Here is an 18,095-nt window from a genome sequence, read left to right as displayed (position 1 = left end):
TACATTTTGCTTGAAACGGCCGATTGGATTTGTTAGGAGGCAATCATGGAACAAGCGATAACGGACAGTGGCTGGCGCGGTTCTCAGGAGGGGTGGCTCGAAGCCGCCTACGACTCCCTGCTCGAATCGGGCGTGGACTCGGTGAAGATCCTGCCGCTGGCCAAGCGGCTCAATCTTTCCCGGACCAGCTTCTATTGGTTCTTCAAGGACCGGGAGGAACTGTTGAGTGCCCTCGTAGCGCGCTGGCGGGAGAAGAATACGGGCAACCTCGTCAAGCAATCCGAGGCCTATGCGGAGTCCTTGGCCGAGGCGATGCTGAACGTCTTCGACTGCTGGGTGAACAAGGAACTGTTCGATTCCCAGTTCGAGTTCGCGGTTCGCAGCTGGGCGCTGCAATCCCCCGAGATACAGGCGGAAGTACACGAAGCCGATCGGGCAAGAATGGAGGCGCTCGGCCGCATGTTCATGCGGTTCGGCTACGAAGCGGGACCGGCGGATGTTCGCGCACGGACGACTTACCTGGTCCAGATCGGATACATCTCGATGCAGTCCCGAGAGGACCTCGCGCTGCGCATGAAGCGCATCCCGGAATACATCGCGATCTACACCGGACAAACGCCGCAGCAGAGGGAGCTCGACCGCTTCTTCGCCCGGCATGGCTACAAACCGGAATAGGCGAAGCATGGGAACGGGCGGACCATTGAGGGTTGGGGTGATTGGCGCCGCCGGATGGCTGGGGGGAGCAATCGCCGAAGCCATCCTCGAGGCCGGCATCGTCAAGCCTCAAGACCTGTCGCTGTCCTATCGGAGCGACCGTCCCGACCGTTTCAATCACGCCTTCTGGACAACAAACAACCAGGCACTTGCCGACCGTTCGGACGTTATCGTTCTCTCCGTCCGCCCGGCCGACTGGCAAGACCTCAGCGTCGATGCCGAAGGCAAGCTGCTCATCTCCGTGATGGCAGGCATTCGCCTGACTGCTCTCAGCGAACGCCACCGTACCGACCGCGTGGCCCGAACCTTGCCCAACGCAGCGGCTGAAGTTCGCAAGTCGTATACCCCTTGGATCGCCAGTGCTGGGCTGCAGCACGGTGATCGCGCGGTCGTGAAGGCGATCTTCGACGCTTGCGGTTCTCAGGATGAAGTGCGCTCGGAGGCCCAGATTGATTATCTGACCGGCCTCACCGGATCGGGCCCAGCCTTTCCGGCGCTGCTCGCTGCAGCGATGATGGCAGACGCCACCTCACGCGGACTGGAGCCCGAGATCGCCAAGCGCGCCGTCAACGCCCTCGTCGTGGGCGCCGGCCGGATGCTGGAACAGCGTGACGACTGTCCGACCGACATTGTCCAGACCTTCCTCGACTATCGCGGCACCACGGCGGCCGCGATCGAGGAAATGCGCGCGGCTGGCTTTGATGCCGCCGTTTCGCGTGGGCTTTCGGCGGCGTTCAGGAAATCGGTTCGCATGGGAGAAGCCTCCTAGCGTCGTAGGGACGGGGTACGCGGCGCCCCGTCTCGGAGAAAAAGCCGCCAAAGAGGGAACGATAATGAAAAGCTTGCTTGCATCGACATGCCTCTTCCTTGGGACCATCGCCGGATCATCACTCGCCAACGCGGCCGAGTGTGGCAGCCTCACCATTGCCAGCATGAACTGGCAAAGTGCGGAGGTGATTTCCAATCTCGACAAGATCATCCTCAATGAAGGCTACGGCTGCAGTGCCGAAATCACTATCGGCGACACCGTGCCGACCATCACCTCGATGGCGGAAAAAGGCGAACCCGATATCGCGCCCGAGGCCTGGATCGATCTGCTCCCAGACGTGGTCAAGAAGGGAACCGAGGAAGGCCGCATCGTGAAGGTCGGCTCCCCGCTTCCCGACGGCGGCGTCCAGGGCTGGTGGATCCCGAAATATTTTGCCGACGCCCATCCGGACATCAAGACAATTCCCGACTTGCTGAAGCACCCCGATCTCATCAAGGATCCTGAGGACCCGAGCAAGGGCGCGATCTTCAACGGACCGCAGGGCTGGGGTGGCACGGTCGTGACCGCACAGCTCTACAAGGCCTTCGAGGCTGAAAAAGCCGGCTGGACTCTCGTCGATACCGGCTCCGCAGCGGGTCTCGATGGCTCGATTGCCAAGGCCTACGAACGCAAGGAAGGCTGGGTCGGCTACTACTGGGCGCCGACCGCCCTGCTGGGCAAATACGAGATGGTGCAGCTCGAAGCGGGCGTGCCCTATGACGCGGCCGAGTGGAAGCGCTGCGTGACGGTTGCCGAATGCACCGACCCGAAACCGAGCGCATGGCCGGTCGACACGATCGTGACGCTGGTCGCCAAGCCCTTCTCCGAAAAGGCAGGCCCTGAGGTCATGGACTACCTCAACAAACGCTCCTGGAGCAACGAGACGATCGCCAAGCTGATGGCCTGGATGACCGACAACCAGGCGAGCGGCGAAGAAGGCGCCAAGCACTTCCTCGAAGAAAACCCGGACATCTGGAAAAAGTGGGTTTCGCCTGAGGCAGCCACAAAGATCGAGGCCGCGCTCTAACCAGCACTGCCAAAAGCCGGTGCGGTGCGCTTCAGCCACCGCACCGTTCCTGCCGACATAACAAGAAGAACGGATCGGCTCTTTCGAGAAGGGGAACCGAATGGACTGGTTTTTTCAATTTCCGCACATGAACGACAACGCGCTTCGAGACCTGAAGAAGGTCATCGACGAGACTTTTCGCGGTTTCACCCGCAGCTACGGCGATCTGATCGAGGGCTTCTTTGCGCCGCTGCAGACGTTTCTGATCGCCGCCGAACGGTTCATGACCAAGACGCCCTGGCCAATCATCACACTGTTGATCCTCGCCATCGCCTGGGCAGCGACCAGAAACATTCGAATCGCCGCCGGCTGTCTCGTGACGCTGTTGCTGATCGGCTACTTCGGCATGTGGGACGACACGATGCGGACAATCTCGATGATCTTTGTCTGCACCGTTCTGTCGATCGCCATCGGACTGCCGATCGGCATACTGATGGCACGCTCCGACAGGGTTCAACGGGTCGTCAATCCCGTGCTCGACGTGATGCAGACCATGCCGAGCTTCGTCTACCTGATCCCCGTCGTGATGCTGCTCGGCATCGGCAAGGTTCCGGGCCTGATCGCCGTCGTCATCTACGCCATCCCGCCGATGATCCGGCTTACCAATCTCGGCATTCGCCTGGTGGACAAGGATGTTCTGGAAGCCGCCGATGCGTTTGGCGCCGACAACAGGCAGAAGCTCTTCAAGGTACAGCTCCCGCTGGCGCTTCCGACCATCATGGCCGGCATCAACCAGACGATCATGATGGCGCTCGCCATGGTCGTCATCGCCTCGATGATCGGCGTTCAGGGGCTTGGCCAGCCGGTGCTGAAGGCAATCGCCAACCAGTATTTCACGCTCGGGATCTTCAACGGTCTCGCCATCGTCGGCATTGCCATCATGTTCGACCGGGTCAGCCAGGCCTATGGCGAACGGCTGCAGAAGCACCGGGAGGTCGTCCATGGCTGACCACGCTTTCGGCGGCATTGCGATCCGCCATCTCTACAAGATCTTCGGGCCGAATGCGCAGTCGCATGTCGAGGCGGTGAAGAACGGTCTGACCAAGGCCGAACTCAACGAACGCTACGGGCATGTGCTCGGCCTCCGCGACATCAACATAGAAATGCCATCCGGCTCCATCCAGGTCATCATGGGGCTTTCCGGCTCGGGCAAGTCGACGCTCATCCGCCACATCAACCGGCTGATCGATCCGACTGCCGGCGAAGTGCTCGTCGACGGCGTCGACGTGGTGAAGATGCCAGAGGCGGAGTTGCGCGAATTCCGCCGCCACCAGACAGCCATGGTGTTCCAGAAGTTCGCGCTGCTTCCGCATCGAAGCGTGCTCGACAACACGATCTTCGGGCTCGAAATCCAGGGTGTCGCGCGTGCGCAGAGCATCGACACCGCGATGCGATGGTTGGAGCGGGTCGGGCTCAAGGGTTTCGAGAAGAAGTACCCCAACCAGTTGTCGGGCGGCATGCAGCAGCGCGTCGGCCTTGCCCGGGCGCTTGCCAATGACGCACCGGTTCTCCTGATGGATGAAGCCTATTCGGCGCTCGATCCGCTTATCCGCACCGACATGCAGACGGTGCTGTTGGACCTGCAAAAGGAGATCAAGAAGACGATCGTCTTCATCACCCATGATCTCGACGAGGCCCTTCGACTGGGTGATCAGATCGCCATCCTTCGCGACGGCGAGGTCATCCAGCAGGGTTCGAGCCAGGATATCGTGCTGAGGCCAGCCGACGAATACGTTGCCAACTTCGTCAAGGAGGTGAACCGGGGCCGCGTCGTGCATGTCGGGGCGATCATGGCGCCGCTCGGTACGACGGCTGCCGGCAGCGGGCAGACGATTGCAGCCGATCTCACGGTCGAAGAGGCGGTGCGTGCGCTTGCGTCAGCACCCGAAGGCGATGTCACCGTCGTTGATCCCGCAGGCAAACCTCTCGGCACGGTCACCTTCCGCCAGCTCGCAAGCGCCATGGTCAATGCGCATGAGACCAACGATCGGACGATGGCGATTGCGGCCACCGCCGCGTGATGCGCCAAACCGACAGTCCAATTGCCTTGCCTCCGGGCGGTGTGTTCGCCGCCCGGAAGGAACGATGAGCCCCCTTCCCAACCCGATCCTCTGCCCCCACCGGAGTTGCGCCATGTCCAAGAAGTTTCCCCGGCTGTTCTCTCCGCTCAAGCTGCGGTCGCATAGGCTGAAGAACAGAATCGTCTTCGGCGCCCACACGGCGAACATGGCCGTCGAAGGCCTGCCGACGGAACGCCATGCTGCCTATTACCGGGAACGCGCGATCGGCGGCGCCGCGATGATTGTCGTCGAACCGATGCCTGTGCATGCTGCCGCGGTTCTGACCCGTGGCAATTTCCGCCATTCCGACGACAGCGTCATCCCCCACTTCAAGAAGGTGGTCGAGGCGATCAAGAAGCATGGGGCCGTTGCCATACAGCAGCTCTACCATGTCGGCGCCCATGGGGACTCCGACAACTCCTTCCATCCGCACTGGTCGCCTTCTGGCGGGCCAAGCTATCACGACAGCGACGGCTCACATCCGATGACCGAGGCCGAAATCCTTGAGACGATCGACGGCTTCGTCGACGCAGCGCGGCGATGTCGGGACGCCGGCTTCGACGGCGTCGAAGTGTGGGCGGCCTATCTTGGCATGGTCGACCAGTTCTGGACCCCCTGGTGCAATCGGCGCGACGACCAATGGGGCGGTTCGCTCGAAAATCGTACACGGATGTCGCGGGAGATCCTGACGCGGATCAGGCAGGTCTGCGGTCCAGACTTCATCGTCGGCCTTGCCGTCAGCGACGAACCGGACGTGAAGGTCGCGCTTCAACGCGACGAACTTGCCGAAATCATCCGTCTGCACGACGAGCTTGGCCTCATCGACTATGTCACCTGTGGCTCGGGCGGCTATCTCGATTTCTACAAGCTGATGCCGACGTTCCTCTATCCCGAGAAACTGGGCGCCGACCTCGCATCCGTCCTGAAGGGTGTCGTCAGGAATGCTGTGGTGATCGCCGAAAGCCACATCCGCACCCCAGAAAATGCCGAGACGGTGCTCGGCGAAGGATCAGCCGACCTCGTTTCGATCGTGCGCGGCCAGATCGCCGATCCCCATCTGGCGACCAAGGCGGGCGACGATCGCCCGGATGACATTCGCGGCTGCATTTCGTGCAATCAGATGTGCTGGGGACGCCGGTCGCGGGACTACTGGATCAGCTGTCTGATCAACCCCTCGGTCGGGCGCGAAACCGAATGGAACGGCGACCGGTTTGTAAAGACCGGCGATCCGAAACGGCTGCTGGTCGTCGGTGGCGGACCCGCCGGTCTCGAGGCGGCGCGGGCGGCAGCAGAACGCGGGCATAAGGTCGTGCTCGCAGAAGCATCGAACCGTCTCGGGGGCAATTTCCTTTTGGCGGGCATGCAGCCGCGAAGGGCACAGATCCTCGATCTCATCGCCTGGTATGAGCGGCAACTCGACAAACTCGGCGTCGAGGTTCGCCTGAACTCCTACGTCGAGGCCGAGGACATCGACGTTGCCGAATTTGACCGCGTCGTCGTTGCCACCGGCTCCTATTCCCCGGAGACTGGCTTCCAGAAGGCGCTGCCGACAGTCGAGACGATGCCAGGCCTGGAGAAGGGCAATGTCTTCACGGTCGAAGCGGTCATGGCGCGCCAGGCGAGACCGGGCAAACGCGTGCTGCTCTTGGATGAAGGTGGCGGCTGGCGCGGTTGCGGCACCGCTTGGAAGCTTGCTGAGGAAGGCCACCAGGTGACGATCCTGACGCCCGATCCGTTCGTCGGCAAGGAGCTCCAGAGAACGGCGGCCGACGTTCCCATGCGGCAGGCGCTGAGGAAACTCGGCATCGAATGGATCGTCGAGGCGAGCGTCACCGAGTGGCATGGCAACGGCGCGACGATCGTCGAACACACGACCGGAGAGCGCCGGTTCATCGAGGCAGACGCCCTTGTCACGGCCACCACGAATTCCCCGGCCGACTGGCTGATGCCCGGGCTCACCGAACGCGATATCGCTGCGCGCCAGATCGGCGACTGCGCCGCGCCACGACAGGCGCCCTATGCATTCTACGAGGGCCGCAAGGCGGGACTGGAGATCTGACATGCAAGAGATCGAACTCAGCGAGAGTGACGCACGAGATCTGGCGCTGAGAGCCTGCCTTGGTGCCGGCGCCAATCCGGCGAGCGCCCGATCGCTCGTGGACGCAACAGTGTCGGCCGCCCGCTTCGGCCCGAGTGCTGTCGGGTTTCCGCACCTCGTCGATTATCTGAACAGTTTTGGCGAGGGGCGCATCAATTGCGCTCCCATGCCGGTCGCCACTCGCCCCTTCCCCGCTTATCTTGCCTGTGATGCCGACCGGGGCATCGCGCAACTCGGTTTCGACCTTGCCTTTCGCGACTTCGTCGATGCCGCCCGCACCTTCGGGATTGCGCTCTTTACTCAGAAGAACAGCTACACGACGGGTGAACTCGGCTACTACGTGCGCCGGCTTGCGCTGGAAGGCTTGAGCAGTCTTGCGGCGACCAACGCCAATGCCATGGTCGTTGCGAAGGCGGGAGGGCCTCCTGTCTACAGCACAAACCCCATCGCCTTCGGATTTCCGCTCGGCGACAACGCGCCGCCGCTCATCGTTGACCAATCGTCGAGTGCGACTGCCTACGTCAACATTGTCGCTGCTGCAGCCGAGGGGCGACCAATCCCCGAAGGATGGGCGGTCGACGCAGAAGGCGCAGATACGCAGGATCCGGAAAAGGCGCTTATAGGCGCTCTTCTCCCGTTCGGTGGCCGCAAGGGTGCGAACGTCGCGCTGGTCATCGAAATGCTGTCGGCCGGCCTCTCGGGCGGATCGTGGTCGCTCGATACGCCGAGCTTCCGGTCGGGTGATGCATCCCCGGCCGTCGGCCTGACGGTGATCGCGATGATGCCGGGTGAGGAGGGCAGCGATCACGTCGCCCGCGCCCACAACCAGGTCCGGCGGCTGGAAGAACTCGGCGTGCACGTCCCAGGCGTCACCGGCAGGCCGGCTGGCTCGATGGAGCAATCGTTGTGCATGTCCCGCGCTGTCTTCGACGCCATTGATCGTTTTGCGTCCAACTGGCCTGACAGACCGGCGTAGCCAGCGACGCAGATCCCGTTACACGCCGAGTGAAATCGCCATCCCTTCCGGAGCGGCATACATCGCCATGTTCTTGCGCGACAGATCGAGATGCGCGCGGATCAACGCCTCCGCCCGGTCAGCATCGTGGTTCGCGATTGCATCGATGATTTCGTCGTGCTGGCGCGACGCCTCATGCAACTCCTCCAGCATGCGCGCGTTGCTCGGCCTGTAGAAAATCTTGCCGATGCGCGCATGATCGATCAGCAGCCGGCGAAGGCTTGGAAGAATGTACGCATTGTTCGCGATCTCGCCGACCCGAAGGTGAAATTTGTCATTGTAGAAGACGCGCCCGTCGACGTCGTTGCTGTGGACCGCGTCGCGAAAGCTGTCCTGTATCTCGCGCAGACCTGCGATATCTGCCTTCGACGCGTGTTCGGCGGCGAGCCGCGTCGCCGCGACATAGATCATCGGCGCGATCAAGAAAAAGTCCCGAAGGGATTGGTAACTCATCGAGGTCACGCGGGCGGGCCGGTTCGCCTCAAGTTCGATGAACCCTTCCCCCGCAAGCTGCCGCATCGCTTCGCGCACCGGAGGGCGGGATAGTCCAAATTCCTCGCTCAGAGCGACTTCGTCCAGAACCGATCCAGGCGCGATCTGCATCGTCAGGATGCGGTGGCGCAAAGTGTGGTTCAGTGCAGCCTTTCGATCCGGACCAACGCCTGCTTCAGGTGAGCTTTGATTGTGCGCCATGACAAACTCCTTCTGCGGGCACCATGTCTACAAAAAGTAGACTGGTCAACATATTTCGATCTTCGTTGACTCTCCCCTGCGACCACGCGGCTCTTTTTGCCCCCTCTTCAGACGATGCGCAAGGCCCGGCCTGTTACGCTTGCGCGTTAGTCCTTCTGCATGTTCGTTCATCGCCGCTCGCTCCGCAAGAGGAGCCGCCGCGCCGCCTTGCCGTCGCATTTCACGTGTCTATTGACAGTAGATCAAATGTCTATCTATTGTATTATGAGAGCTGGCCGATACGAGCATCGAGCCAGGTCGAGCGTTGCGGATGATTTTACGATTGATGGGAGCAGACGAATGACGGAACTTCTGACCAGAGCCCAGTACGAACAAATCGCGTCGAAACTGACCTTCCCTTCAAAGGCCATCATCGACGGCCGCTCGGTCGAGGCGAAGTCGGGACGCACATTTGCCACGACCAATCCCGCGACAGGAGAGAAGCTCGCGGACTTGCCCGCCTGCGGCCCCGAGGACGTCGACGCGGCGGTTGCGAGCGCGCGGCAGTCATTCGCCGGCTGGGCAAAGCAGCATCCCGCCGTCCGCAAGCAGGCGCTTCTTCGCCTTGCCCAGCTTATCGAAGACAACCTCGTCGAGCTCTCCGTCATGGAGAGCCTGGACAGCGGCAAGACGATCCTGGATTGCCAGACCGTCGACGTGCCCGAGACCGTCAACTGCCTGCGCTGGCATGCCGAAGCGATCGACAAGATCTACGATCAGGTCTCTCCGGCCTCGAACGACCACATCGCGCTTGTCGTTCGCGAGCCGGTGGGCGTCGTTGGGCTGGTCCTGCCGTGGAACTTCCCGCTCCTCATGCTTGCCTGGAAGATCGGCCCGGCGCTGGCCGCCGGCTGCAGCCTGGTGGTCAAGCCGGCGGCAGAGACGTCGCTGACGGCGCTTCGGGTGGCTGAACTGGCGCTGGACGCCGGCATCCCGGCCGGCGTCTTCAATGTGGTGACTGGGTCCGGCTCGCAGGTCGGCGAGCCGATCGGCCGGCACATGGACGTCGATGCGGTGTCGTTCACGGGCTCGACCGAGACCGGGCGCCGTTTCCTCAACTATTCCTCGGAGTCCAACCTCAAGGAAGTCGTCCTCGAAATGGGCGGCAAGAACCCCTCAATCGTCATGGACGACGCCGACGACCTGGATGCCGTCGCCGCGCATATCGTCAACGGCGCCTATTGGAACATGGGCGAGAATTGCTCGGCCATTTCTCGGCTGATCGTTCACTCCGCCGTCAAGGGGAAGCTGCTCGACAAGATCGTTGCCGAGGTGAAGAACTGGCACGTGGGCGACCCGCTGGATCCGGACAACCGTGTCGGCCCGCTGGTCTCCGAGGCGCACTACCGGAAGGTTGCGAGCTATCTCGGCGATGGGGTGAAGGTGCTTCACGGTGGCGAAACCAGCAAGGGCCGCTTCGTTCACCCGACCATCGTTGAGGTCGAAAGCAACGCCGCCCGGCATGCGAAGGAAGAGATCTTCGGACCGATCCTGACGGTCATCACCGTCGACAGCCTGAAGGAGGCGGTCGCGATCGCCAACGAGACGGAGTACGGCCTGACCGCTTCCGTCTTCACCGGTAACGGCAAACGGGCCATGCGCGCCGCCCGCGCCCTTCGTGCCGGCACCGTTACCGTCAATTCCTTCGGCGAGGGCGATATCACCACACCGTTCGGCGGCTACAGGCAGTCCGGTTTCGGCGGACGCGACAATTCCGTCCACGCCCACGACCAATACACCCAGCTCAAGACCATCTGGCTCGATCTCAACGACGACGAAACCGCGGACTTCTAATCATGACCAGCTTCCCGTTTCCCGGACTGAACCTCGCAATTGCAACGCCCTTCGACGCGGAAGGCCGCATCGACTACGCCAAGCTCGAGCAGAACATCGAGCATTACCTGGCGCTCGGCGTACCCGGCTTCGTCTTGAGTTCGGGCACCGGCATGCACGTGTATCTGACGAAAGAGGAATCGAAGGAACTCGTGCGGCGCGGCTCAAGGATCATCAATGGTCGTGCCAAGGTGATCGCTCAAACCTCGGCATTGCTGACGGCCGACGTGGTCGAGCGAACGAAGTTCGCGGCCGATTGCGGCGCCGACGGCGTCATGGTCCTGCCACCCTTCTTCGAAGGGCCGACGGACGATGAAGGCATCATCGATTTCTACACGGAGGTGGCTGCCGCCGGTCTTCCGGTCATCGGCTACAACGTCCCTCACGCTGTCGGCGTGACCGTGACGCCGGAGCTTCTCAAGGAGCTTTGCGCGATCCCGAACTTCTGCGCCGTCAAGGACTCCAGTGGCGATCTCGGCAAGCAGGCATCGCTCATTCGTACCGGCCTTCCGGTCATGAACGGCGCCGACCATCTCGTGCCCTTCGCGCTCTGGTCCGGAGCGAGCGGCCTCATCTGGGGCGGCGCCAATTTTGCGCCGCGCACCGCGCTCGCGCTGGTCGCGGCTGCTACCGCCGGCGAATGGGGCAAGGCTCGCGACATCTGGTCCCTGCTCGAACCGGCGATGTCGCTCATTTGGGAAGGCGACTATGTGCAGTCGGTGTATGCCGCCGCGCAACTCACCGGCTTTGGTGCCGGCGCGCCGCGCAAGCCGCTCCGTCCGCTCTCGACAGATCGCGTCGCAACCATCCACGCTGCTCTCGGCAGCCTGATCGAACGGGAAGCCTGAGCCGTGAACTCGCCCTCGAAAAAGGTCTTTGTCGCATCGAGGCTCCCGAAGAACACGGGCGTTTCCGGGTGGGTGGCGATGCTCCCTCCCCGCCAGGCAAAACCCCGGCTCGAGGGGCATATCACCGCTGACGTCGTCATCGTTGGCGGCGGCTTCGCAGGTCTTTCGGCAGCCCGCAGGATCATGGAGCTCGATTCGACACTCCATGTCGCCGTCCTTGAGGCCGGCGTCATCGGGGAGGCCGCGGCCGGACGGAATTCCGGCTTCATCATCGACCTGCCGCATGAGGTCTCCTCCGAGGATTATGGCGGGGAGTCGATCGCAAGAAGCCGCGAGGCCATCGAGATCAGCCGCACCGCAATCGCCCTTGCCAGTACCGTTGCTCAGGAACAGGGCTGGGGCCGCGAGGTCTTCGATCCGTGCGGACGCTATAGCGTTGCCATCAGCGACGAGGGCGACCGGCATCTCATCGACTATGCCAAGGGACTGGCGAAACTTGGCGAAAAGCACCAGCTGCTCAATGCGCGCGAAATCGCCGGCGTGACAGGCACGAACACCTATACGTCAGCGCTTTTTACGCCCGGAACCATCATGGTGCAGCCGGCGGCCTACATTCGCGGCGTCGCAGACAGCCTGCGCGAACCGGTCAGGGTCTACGAAAACACACCTGTAATGCAGTTGGAAAACACCGGTCGCGGGTGGCTCGTCAAGTCGCCCCAAGGCTCGATCAACACAGGCCGGATCATCCTTGCGAACAATGGCCATGCGGAGAGCTTCGGCTTCTTTAAGAGCCAGCTTCTCCATGTATTCACCTTTGCCTCGATGACGAAAGAGTTCGATCCGAGCCTGTTGCCGGGTCAGCGCAAATGGGCGGCGACACCGGCGCTTCCGATGGGCACAACCGTCCGGCGCATTCAGGGTCAGGCAGGCGACCGGATCCTCATCCGCTCCCGCTATACCTATCACCACAACATCGAGGCGAGCGAGGCAACCCTGCGGCGCGCGGGTGTGAAGCATGACCAGAAATACCACGCCCGCTTTCCCCAGTTGCCGGATGTCCCGATGGAGTTTCGCTGGGGCGGCGCCATGGCGCTGACATGGAACTCGGTGCCCGCCTTCGGTGAGATCGAGCCCGGCCTGTTTGCGGCCTGCGGCTGCAACGGCGTCGGCGCCACGAAAGCCACGGCAAACGGCATCGCAGCGGCGGACCTGATGCTCGGCATCAAATCACGTCTGACCGAAATCTTCGCGCGCTTTGACGCACCGAAATCGTTGCCTCGCCAGCCGTTTCGGACGATCGGCGCCAAGGCGAACCTCGCGTTTCGCGAGTGGCGTGCCGGTGGCGAGTAGATAGTCGCCGCGAACAGGCGCGGCAGGTTCTTTCGATAACTAAGCCGGTGCTCGCGGCACTCCGGCTTTGATGGAACACGCCGCCAAAAGAGGGAACGGAAAAATGAAAAAACTGCTTGCATCGACGTGCCTGATGTTCGGCCTGATTGGCGGAGCATCGGTATCCAATGCCGCGGAATGCGGAAGCGTGACCATCGCCAGCATGAATTGGCAGAGCGCCGAGGTGCTGTCGAACCTCGACAAGTTCATCCTCAACGAAGGCTATGGCTGCAGCGCCGAGATCACCATCGGCGACACCGTGCCGACCATCACTTCGATGGCGGAGAAGGGCCAGCCTGACATCGCTCCGGAAGCGTGGATCGACCTCCTGCCCGATATCGTCAAGAAGGGAACGGAAGAAGGCCGCATCATCAAGGTCGGCTCTCCCCTGCCCGATGGCGGCGTGCAGGGCTGGTGGATCCCGAAGTATCTCGCCGACGCTTACCCGGACATCAAGACGATTGGCGATGTGCTGAAGCATCCGGAACTCTTTCCCGATCCGGAAGACGCAAAGAAGGGCGCCATCTTCAACGGCCCGCAGGGCTGGGGCGGCACCGTCGTCACGGCCCAGTATTACAAGGCGTTCGAGGCCGAAAAAGCAGGTTTCACCCTGGTCGATACCGGTTCGGCGGCAGGCCTCGACGGCTCCATCGCCAAGGCCTATGAGCGCAAGGAAGGATGGGCCGGCTACTACTGGGCGCCGACCGCGCTGCTTGGCAAGTATGAGATGGTCAAGCTAGACGCAGGCGTGCCGCTTGATGCCGCCGAATGGAAACGCTGCATCACCGTTGCCGATTGCTCGGATCCCAAGCCAAGCGCCTGGCCGGTCGATACGATCGTGACGCTGGTCGCCAAGCCGTTCTCAGAGAAGGTCGGGCCCGAGGTGATGGACTATCTCAACAAGCGCGCCTGGAGCAACGACACGGTCAGCAAACTGATGGCCTGGATGACCGACAATCAGGCAAGCGGTGAAGAAGGCGCCAAGCACTTCCTCGAAGAGAACGAAGCGGTTTGGTCGAAATGGGTCTCGCCGGAAGCTGCCGAGAAGATCAAATCGGCCCTTTAAGCGTCGTCCGGGTGCGGTGAGCCCAGGCATACCGCACCCATTGCCAAAATCGGAAACTTGCGCCGGCTTCTTCAAAAAGGAGGAACCGAATGGAATGGCTTTATGAATTCCCACACATGAACGACGACGCTCTTCGCGCGCTGAAGAAGGCGATCGACGAAGGTTTCCGGTCGTTCACGCGCGCCTATGGCGACGTCATCGAGGGCTTCTTTTCACCCCTCCAGAGCTTCCTGATCGCCTCCGAGCGCTTCATGACCCAGACGCCCTGGCCCATTATTATCATCATCATCCTGGCGATCGCCTGGGGTGCGAGCAGAAGCTTGAAGGTCGTGCTCGGCTGTCTGGTGACCCTCTTGGCGATCGGGTATTTCGACATGTGGGACGACACGATGCGGACGATCTCGATGATCTTCGTCTGCACGCTGCTGTCGATCGCCATCGGCATTCCGATCGGCATTCTGATGTCGCGGTCCGACCGCTTGCAGCGGGTCGTCAACCCGGTGCTCGACGTCATGCAGACGATGCCGAGCTTCGTCTATCTGATCCCTGTCGTCATGTTGCTCGGCATCGGCAAGGTGCCGGGGCTGATCGCCGTCGTTATCTATGCCATCCCGCCGATGATCCGGCTCACCAACCTTGGCATTCGCCTTGTCGATAAAGACGTGCTGGAGGCGGCGGATGCCTTCGGCTCGTCGAGCTGGCAGAAGCTCAAGAACGTGCAGCTGCCACTGGCGCTACCGACGATCATGGCGGGCATCAACCAGACAATCATGATGGCGCTCGCCATGGTCGTCATCGCCTCGATGATTGGGGTCCAGGGCCTCGGCCAGCCGGTGCTGAAGGCGATCGCCAACCAGTACTTTACGCTCGGTATCTTCAACGGCCTCGCCATCGTCGGCATCGCCATCATCTTCGACCGGGTCAGTCAGGCCTATGGCGAGAGACTGCAGAAGCACCGGGAGATCGTCCATGGCTGACACCACGTTCGGCGGCATCAAGATCCGCCACCTCTACAAGATCTTCGGACCAAACGCCTCTGCGCATGTCGGGGCCGTGCAAAAGGGCCTGACGAAAACCGAACTCAACGAACGGCACGGGCATGTCTTGGGCTTGCGCGACATCAACATCGAAATCCCCTCCGGCTGCATCCAGGTGATCATGGGCCTGTCGGGGTCGGGAAAGTCGACCTTGATCCGGCACATCAATCGCCTGATCGACCCGACGGCCGGCGAAGTGCTCGTCGATGGTGTCGACGTCGTCAAGATGGCCCAGCCGGAACTGCGCGAGTTCCGGCGCCATCAGACGGCGATGGTGTTTCAGAAGTTCGCGCTGCTCCCGCATCGCAACGTTCTCGACAACACCCTCTATGGCCTCGAGGTTCAGGGGGTGGAGCGCGCGAAAGGCGTCGATATCGCCATGCGATGGATAGAGCGCGTGGGGCTGAAGGGCTTTGAAAACAAGTATCCCAATCAGCTTTCCGGCGGCATGCAGCAGCGTGTCGGGCTTGCCCGTGCGCTTTCCAACGACGCGCCGGTTCTCCTGATGGACGAGGCTTACTCGGCGCTCGACCCGCTCATTCGCACGGACATGCAGACCGTGCTTCTCGACCTGCAAAAAGAGATCAAGAAGACCATCGTCTTCATCACCCATGATCTCGATGAAGCGTTACGGCTGGGTGACCAGATCGCGGTCCTGCGCGACGGCGAGGTTATCCAACAGGGCACCAGCCAGGACATCGTCCTCAGGCCAGCGGACGACTATATCGCCAACTTCGTCAAGGAGGTGAACCGTGGCCGGGTTGTTCATGTCGAGGCCGTAATGACACCGGTCGCCGCCGATCATGCCGTCAATGGCGCGACACTGAGCACGGGAAGCACGATCGAAGCCGCCCTCAAGATCCTGGCGCACAAGGACACCAAGGATCTGGTGGTGGTCGATGCCGTCGGCATGCCCGTCGGCACCGTCGATCTGAAGCGGCTGGCCGCAGCGGTCGTATCGCCGCACTGAGCGGCGGGAGACCCGCCCGCATTCAACCGAAACCCAGGAGCCCGGGCCAAGCGTTGCCGCAGCGAAAGCCCCTCGCCCAAGTTACGGGCCTATCGAGGAGATAGACATCATGAAGTTCGAAGGCATCTACACCCCGGCGATCACGCCGATCGGGCAAGACGGGCAAATCGACCGCAAGGGTTTTGCAGCCGTGCTCGAGTCCCTCATCGAAGCGGGCGTTCACGGCATCATCATTGGCGGATCGACCGGTGAATACTACGCCCAGAGCGCAGAAGAGCGTTTCAATCTCGCCGCCCTCGCCAAGGATGTGATCGGTTCACGACTGCCGCTCGTCGTGGGGACGGGCGCCACCAGGACGGAAGACTCCGTCGCGTTCGCCAAGGCGGCCAAGGAGATCGGCGCCGACGCCATTCTCGTATCATCGCCGCCCTACGCCTTGCCGACGGAGGAGGAGAATGCGGTTCACGCGTTGACGGTGGATCGGGCGGCGGGTCTGCCGATCATGCTCTACAACTACCCGGCCCGCATGGGCGTGATGATGGGAGACGCCTACTTCTCCCGCGTCAGCGAATCCAGAAACGTCGTGGCCATCAAGGAAAGCTCCGGCGACATGGCCAATCTTCACCTGCTCGCCCGCAAGTATCCGAACATCGCGCTTTCCTGCGGCTGGGATGATCAGGCGCTCGAATTCTTCGCCTGGGGCGCAAGAAGCTGGGTCTGCGCCGGCTCCAACTTTCTGCCGAAGGAACATGTCGCCCTCTATGAGGCCTGCGTCATCGACAAGAACTTCGACAAGGGACGCGCGATCATGAAAGCGATGCTGCCGCTGATGGATTTCCTCGAATGCGGCAAGTTCGTCCAGTCGATCAAACACGGTTGCGAACTGTCCGGCCTACCGGCGGGACCGGTCCGCGCGCCGCTCGGTCCGCTCAACGCCAATGAGAAGGAAACCCTCGAGACGATCGTCGCGACTCTGAAACGCGATGTCGCGCAAGTTGTGGCAGGAAATCGCCATGCGTGAGCGAACAATCGCGACCAAAACGATCGGCAGGTTGCGCCAACCCAAGAGAGCGTCGATCCGATGATCACGCGGCCCGTCAAACGTTTGCCTATCGAAAATGGCATCTCGGGCTGGGAGGCGATCAGCCGGCGTACGTTTCCGCTCCGCTTTCTCGACGGCCACGTGAACGCGGACTGGCTGATCATCGGCGCGGGCTTTGCCGGTCTCTCTGCAGCGCGCCGTCTGCTGCAACTGCGTCCCGAAGACAAGGTCGTCATTCTCGAGGCGAGCGAAGTGGGCAAGGGCACGTCGGGCCGGAACTCCGGCTACATGATCGACGTGCCGCACAACCTGTCATCTGGCGAATATTCAAGCGGAGGTGCCGACAGCACGCGCCGGGAAATGGCCCAGAACCGATACGCCATCAAGTTCGCCGGCCAAGCGGCTGAAGCCTATGGAATGTCGCGCGAGACCTTCGATCCCGCAGGCAAGATCAATGCGGCTGCGACAGTGCGCGGCATGAAGCTCAATGTGAATTTCGGCCATTCGCTCAAGGCTGCGGACGAGAAGCACACCTTTCTCGACGCCGCCGAGATGCGGGAGATAACAGGGTCGAATTATTACCTCGGCGGGCTCTACACTCCTGGTGCCGTCCTGATCCAACCGGCGGACTACGTGCGCCGGTTCGCTGCCGGGCTTTCACGCGAGCTCGATCTCTTCGAGCGATCTCCCGTGACGTCGCTCAAGCGCGACAACTGGATTTGGACGGCAGTGACGGCACGTGGCTCGGCAAGCGCGCCCAAGGTCATCCTGGGCGTCAACGGCCACGTGGAAGACTTCGGCCATTTCAGCGGGCGGCTGATGCACATCTTCGCCTACGCCTCGATGACGGCGCCGTTTCCGGCAGATGATTTCGGCCACAAGGCTTCCGGTCGGGATCGCTGGGCGTTGCTTCCGGCCGACGCGATGGGCGCGACCGTGCGCAAGATCACCTCAGGCGGTCAGTCGCGCATCGCGATCCGCACCAAATACACCTACGACACGACGCTCGCCCTTTCGGAAAGCCGCCTCGCAAAGATGGCACAAGCGCATCGCCGTTCAATGGATGCAAGATTCCCTGATCTCGAGGGAATACCGTTCGAGCACAATTGGGCGGGCCGTCTCTGCCTCAGCCTCAATCACGTGCCGGCCTTTGGCGAGATCGACGAAGGGCTCTTTTCCGCGTGCTGCGAGAATGGGCTCGGTACCGTCAAGAGCACGCTTGCCGGTATCATGGCCGCCGATTTGGCGACTGGGAACGCTTCTCAGGAGCTCGCGGAATATATGGACCATCCGGGCCCGGCCCGGCTCCCACCCGAGCCGATTGCGTGGATCGGGATAAACTCGGCGATCCGATTGCAGGAACTGCGCGCGGGTCGAGAGGGATGATGCGCCATCAGACGCGCGTTTGGGCGAGGCC

At 62.0% G+C, this 18,095-nt stretch carries 16 protein-coding genes; 15 read left to right on the top strand and 1 reads right to left on the bottom strand.

Features of this window, described 5'->3' with window-relative positions:
• Window positions 1-45: 45 nt before the first annotated feature.
• From ACIQUG_RS20745 to ACIQUG_RS20715, 7 genes are all read left to right on the top strand, one after another.
• Entirely contained in the window at window positions 46-675 is a 630-nt protein-coding gene (locus ACIQUG_RS20745; RefSeq protein ID WP_402323790.1) for a TetR/AcrR family transcriptional regulator, read from the top strand.
• A gap of 7 nt (window positions 676-682) precedes the next feature.
• On the top strand, window positions 683-1,483 hold the full coding sequence (locus ACIQUG_RS20740; RefSeq protein WP_402323788.1) for a pyrroline-5-carboxylate reductase family protein: 801 nt from the start codon (window positions 683-685) through the stop codon (window positions 1,481-1,483).
• 64 nt (window positions 1,484-1,547) lie between these two features.
• The gene (locus ACIQUG_RS20735) at window positions 1,548-2,549 is read left to right on the top strand and encodes an ABC transporter substrate-binding protein (RefSeq protein ID WP_402323786.1); all 1,002 of its coding nucleotides are present in this window, start codon (window positions 1,548-1,550) and stop codon (window positions 2,547-2,549) included.
• 100 nt (window positions 2,550-2,649) lie between these two features.
• A complete protein-coding gene (locus tag ACIQUG_RS20730) occupies window positions 2,650-3,537 on the top strand; it encodes an ABC transporter permease (RefSeq protein ID WP_402323785.1) in 888 nt (295 codons plus the stop codon).
• Window positions 3,530-4,609 carry a glycine betaine/L-proline ABC transporter ATP-binding protein gene (locus ACIQUG_RS20725; protein ID WP_402323784.1) on the top strand — a complete coding sequence of 360 codons (1,080 nt, stop codon included), beginning with the start codon at window positions 3,530-3,532 and terminating at the stop codon, window positions 4,607-4,609. The genes ACIQUG_RS20730 and ACIQUG_RS20725 overlap by 8 nt, the downstream gene beginning before the upstream one ends.
• 112 nt (window positions 4,610-4,721) lie before the next feature.
• Window positions 4,722-6,707 carry an FAD-dependent oxidoreductase gene (locus tag ACIQUG_RS20720; RefSeq protein ID WP_402323783.1) on the top strand — a complete coding sequence of 662 codons (1,986 nt, stop codon included), beginning with the start codon at window positions 4,722-4,724 and terminating at the stop codon, window positions 6,705-6,707.
• 1 nt (window position 6,708) lies between these two features.
• Window positions 6,709-7,722 (top strand): Ldh family oxidoreductase, encoded by a 1,014-nt coding sequence (locus ACIQUG_RS20715; RefSeq protein ID WP_402323782.1) that lies wholly within the window; start codon window positions 6,709-6,711, stop codon window positions 7,720-7,722.
• A gap of 18 nt (window positions 7,723-7,740) precedes the next feature.
• On the opposite strand, the gene ACIQUG_RS20710 is transcribed toward ACIQUG_RS20715, so the two are convergent.
• Entirely contained in the window at window positions 7,741-8,454 is a 714-nt protein-coding gene (locus ACIQUG_RS20710) for a GntR family transcriptional regulator (protein WP_327496180.1), read from the bottom strand.
• Between the two features lie 339 nt (window positions 8,455-8,793).
• Here ACIQUG_RS20710 and ACIQUG_RS20705 point away from each other — a divergent pair, with 339 nt between their 5' ends.
• The 8 genes from ACIQUG_RS20705 to ACIQUG_RS20670 all read left to right on the top strand — a co-directional run bounded on the left by ACIQUG_RS20705 (window position 8,794) and on the right by ACIQUG_RS20670 (window position 18,064).
• Window positions 8,794-10,287 (top strand): aldehyde dehydrogenase, encoded by a 1,494-nt coding sequence (locus ACIQUG_RS20705; RefSeq protein ID WP_402323781.1) that lies wholly within the window; start codon window positions 8,794-8,796, stop codon window positions 10,285-10,287.
• A gap of 2 nt (window positions 10,288-10,289) precedes the next feature.
• Window positions 10,290-11,174, top strand: coding sequence for a dihydrodipicolinate synthase family protein (locus tag ACIQUG_RS20700; RefSeq protein WP_402323780.1), 885 nt, complete (start codon window positions 10,290-10,292; stop codon window positions 11,172-11,174).
• 3 nt (window positions 11,175-11,177) lie between these two features.
• A complete protein-coding gene (locus ACIQUG_RS20695; protein ID WP_402323779.1) occupies window positions 11,178-12,524 on the top strand; it encodes an NAD(P)/FAD-dependent oxidoreductase in 1,347 nt (448 codons plus the stop codon).
• Window positions 12,525-12,627: 103 nt separating this feature from the next.
• Window positions 12,628-13,629, top strand: coding sequence for an ABC transporter substrate-binding protein (locus tag ACIQUG_RS20690; RefSeq protein WP_402323778.1), 1,002 nt, complete (start codon window positions 12,628-12,630; stop codon window positions 13,627-13,629).
• A gap of 89 nt (window positions 13,630-13,718) precedes the next feature.
• The gene (locus ACIQUG_RS20685; protein ID WP_402323777.1) at window positions 13,719-14,606 is read left to right on the top strand and encodes an ABC transporter permease; all 888 of its coding nucleotides are present in this window, start codon (window positions 13,719-13,721) and stop codon (window positions 14,604-14,606) included.
• The gene (locus ACIQUG_RS20680; RefSeq protein WP_402323776.1) at window positions 14,599-15,636 is read left to right on the top strand and encodes a glycine betaine/L-proline ABC transporter ATP-binding protein; all 1,038 of its coding nucleotides are present in this window, start codon (window positions 14,599-14,601) and stop codon (window positions 15,634-15,636) included. The genes ACIQUG_RS20685 and ACIQUG_RS20680 overlap by 8 nt, the downstream gene beginning before the upstream one ends.
• A 109-nt stretch (window positions 15,637-15,745) precedes the next feature.
• The gene (locus tag ACIQUG_RS20675; RefSeq protein ID WP_402323774.1) at window positions 15,746-16,657 is read left to right on the top strand and encodes a dihydrodipicolinate synthase family protein; all 912 of its coding nucleotides are present in this window, start codon (window positions 15,746-15,748) and stop codon (window positions 16,655-16,657) included.
• Between the two features lie 60 nt (window positions 16,658-16,717).
• Window positions 16,718-18,064 (top strand): NAD(P)/FAD-dependent oxidoreductase, encoded by a 1,347-nt coding sequence (locus ACIQUG_RS20670; RefSeq protein ID WP_402323772.1) that lies wholly within the window; start codon window positions 16,718-16,720, stop codon window positions 18,062-18,064.
• Window positions 18,065-18,095 lie beyond the last annotated feature (31 nt).

The sequence above is a fragment of the Ensifer sp. NPDC090286 genome (genome assembly GCF_044769565.1).
In the GTDB taxonomy this organism is placed as follows: Bacteria; Pseudomonadota; Alphaproteobacteria; order Rhizobiales; family Rhizobiaceae; genus Ensifer.
This window is presented reverse-complemented; position numbering and strand designations above follow the sequence as displayed.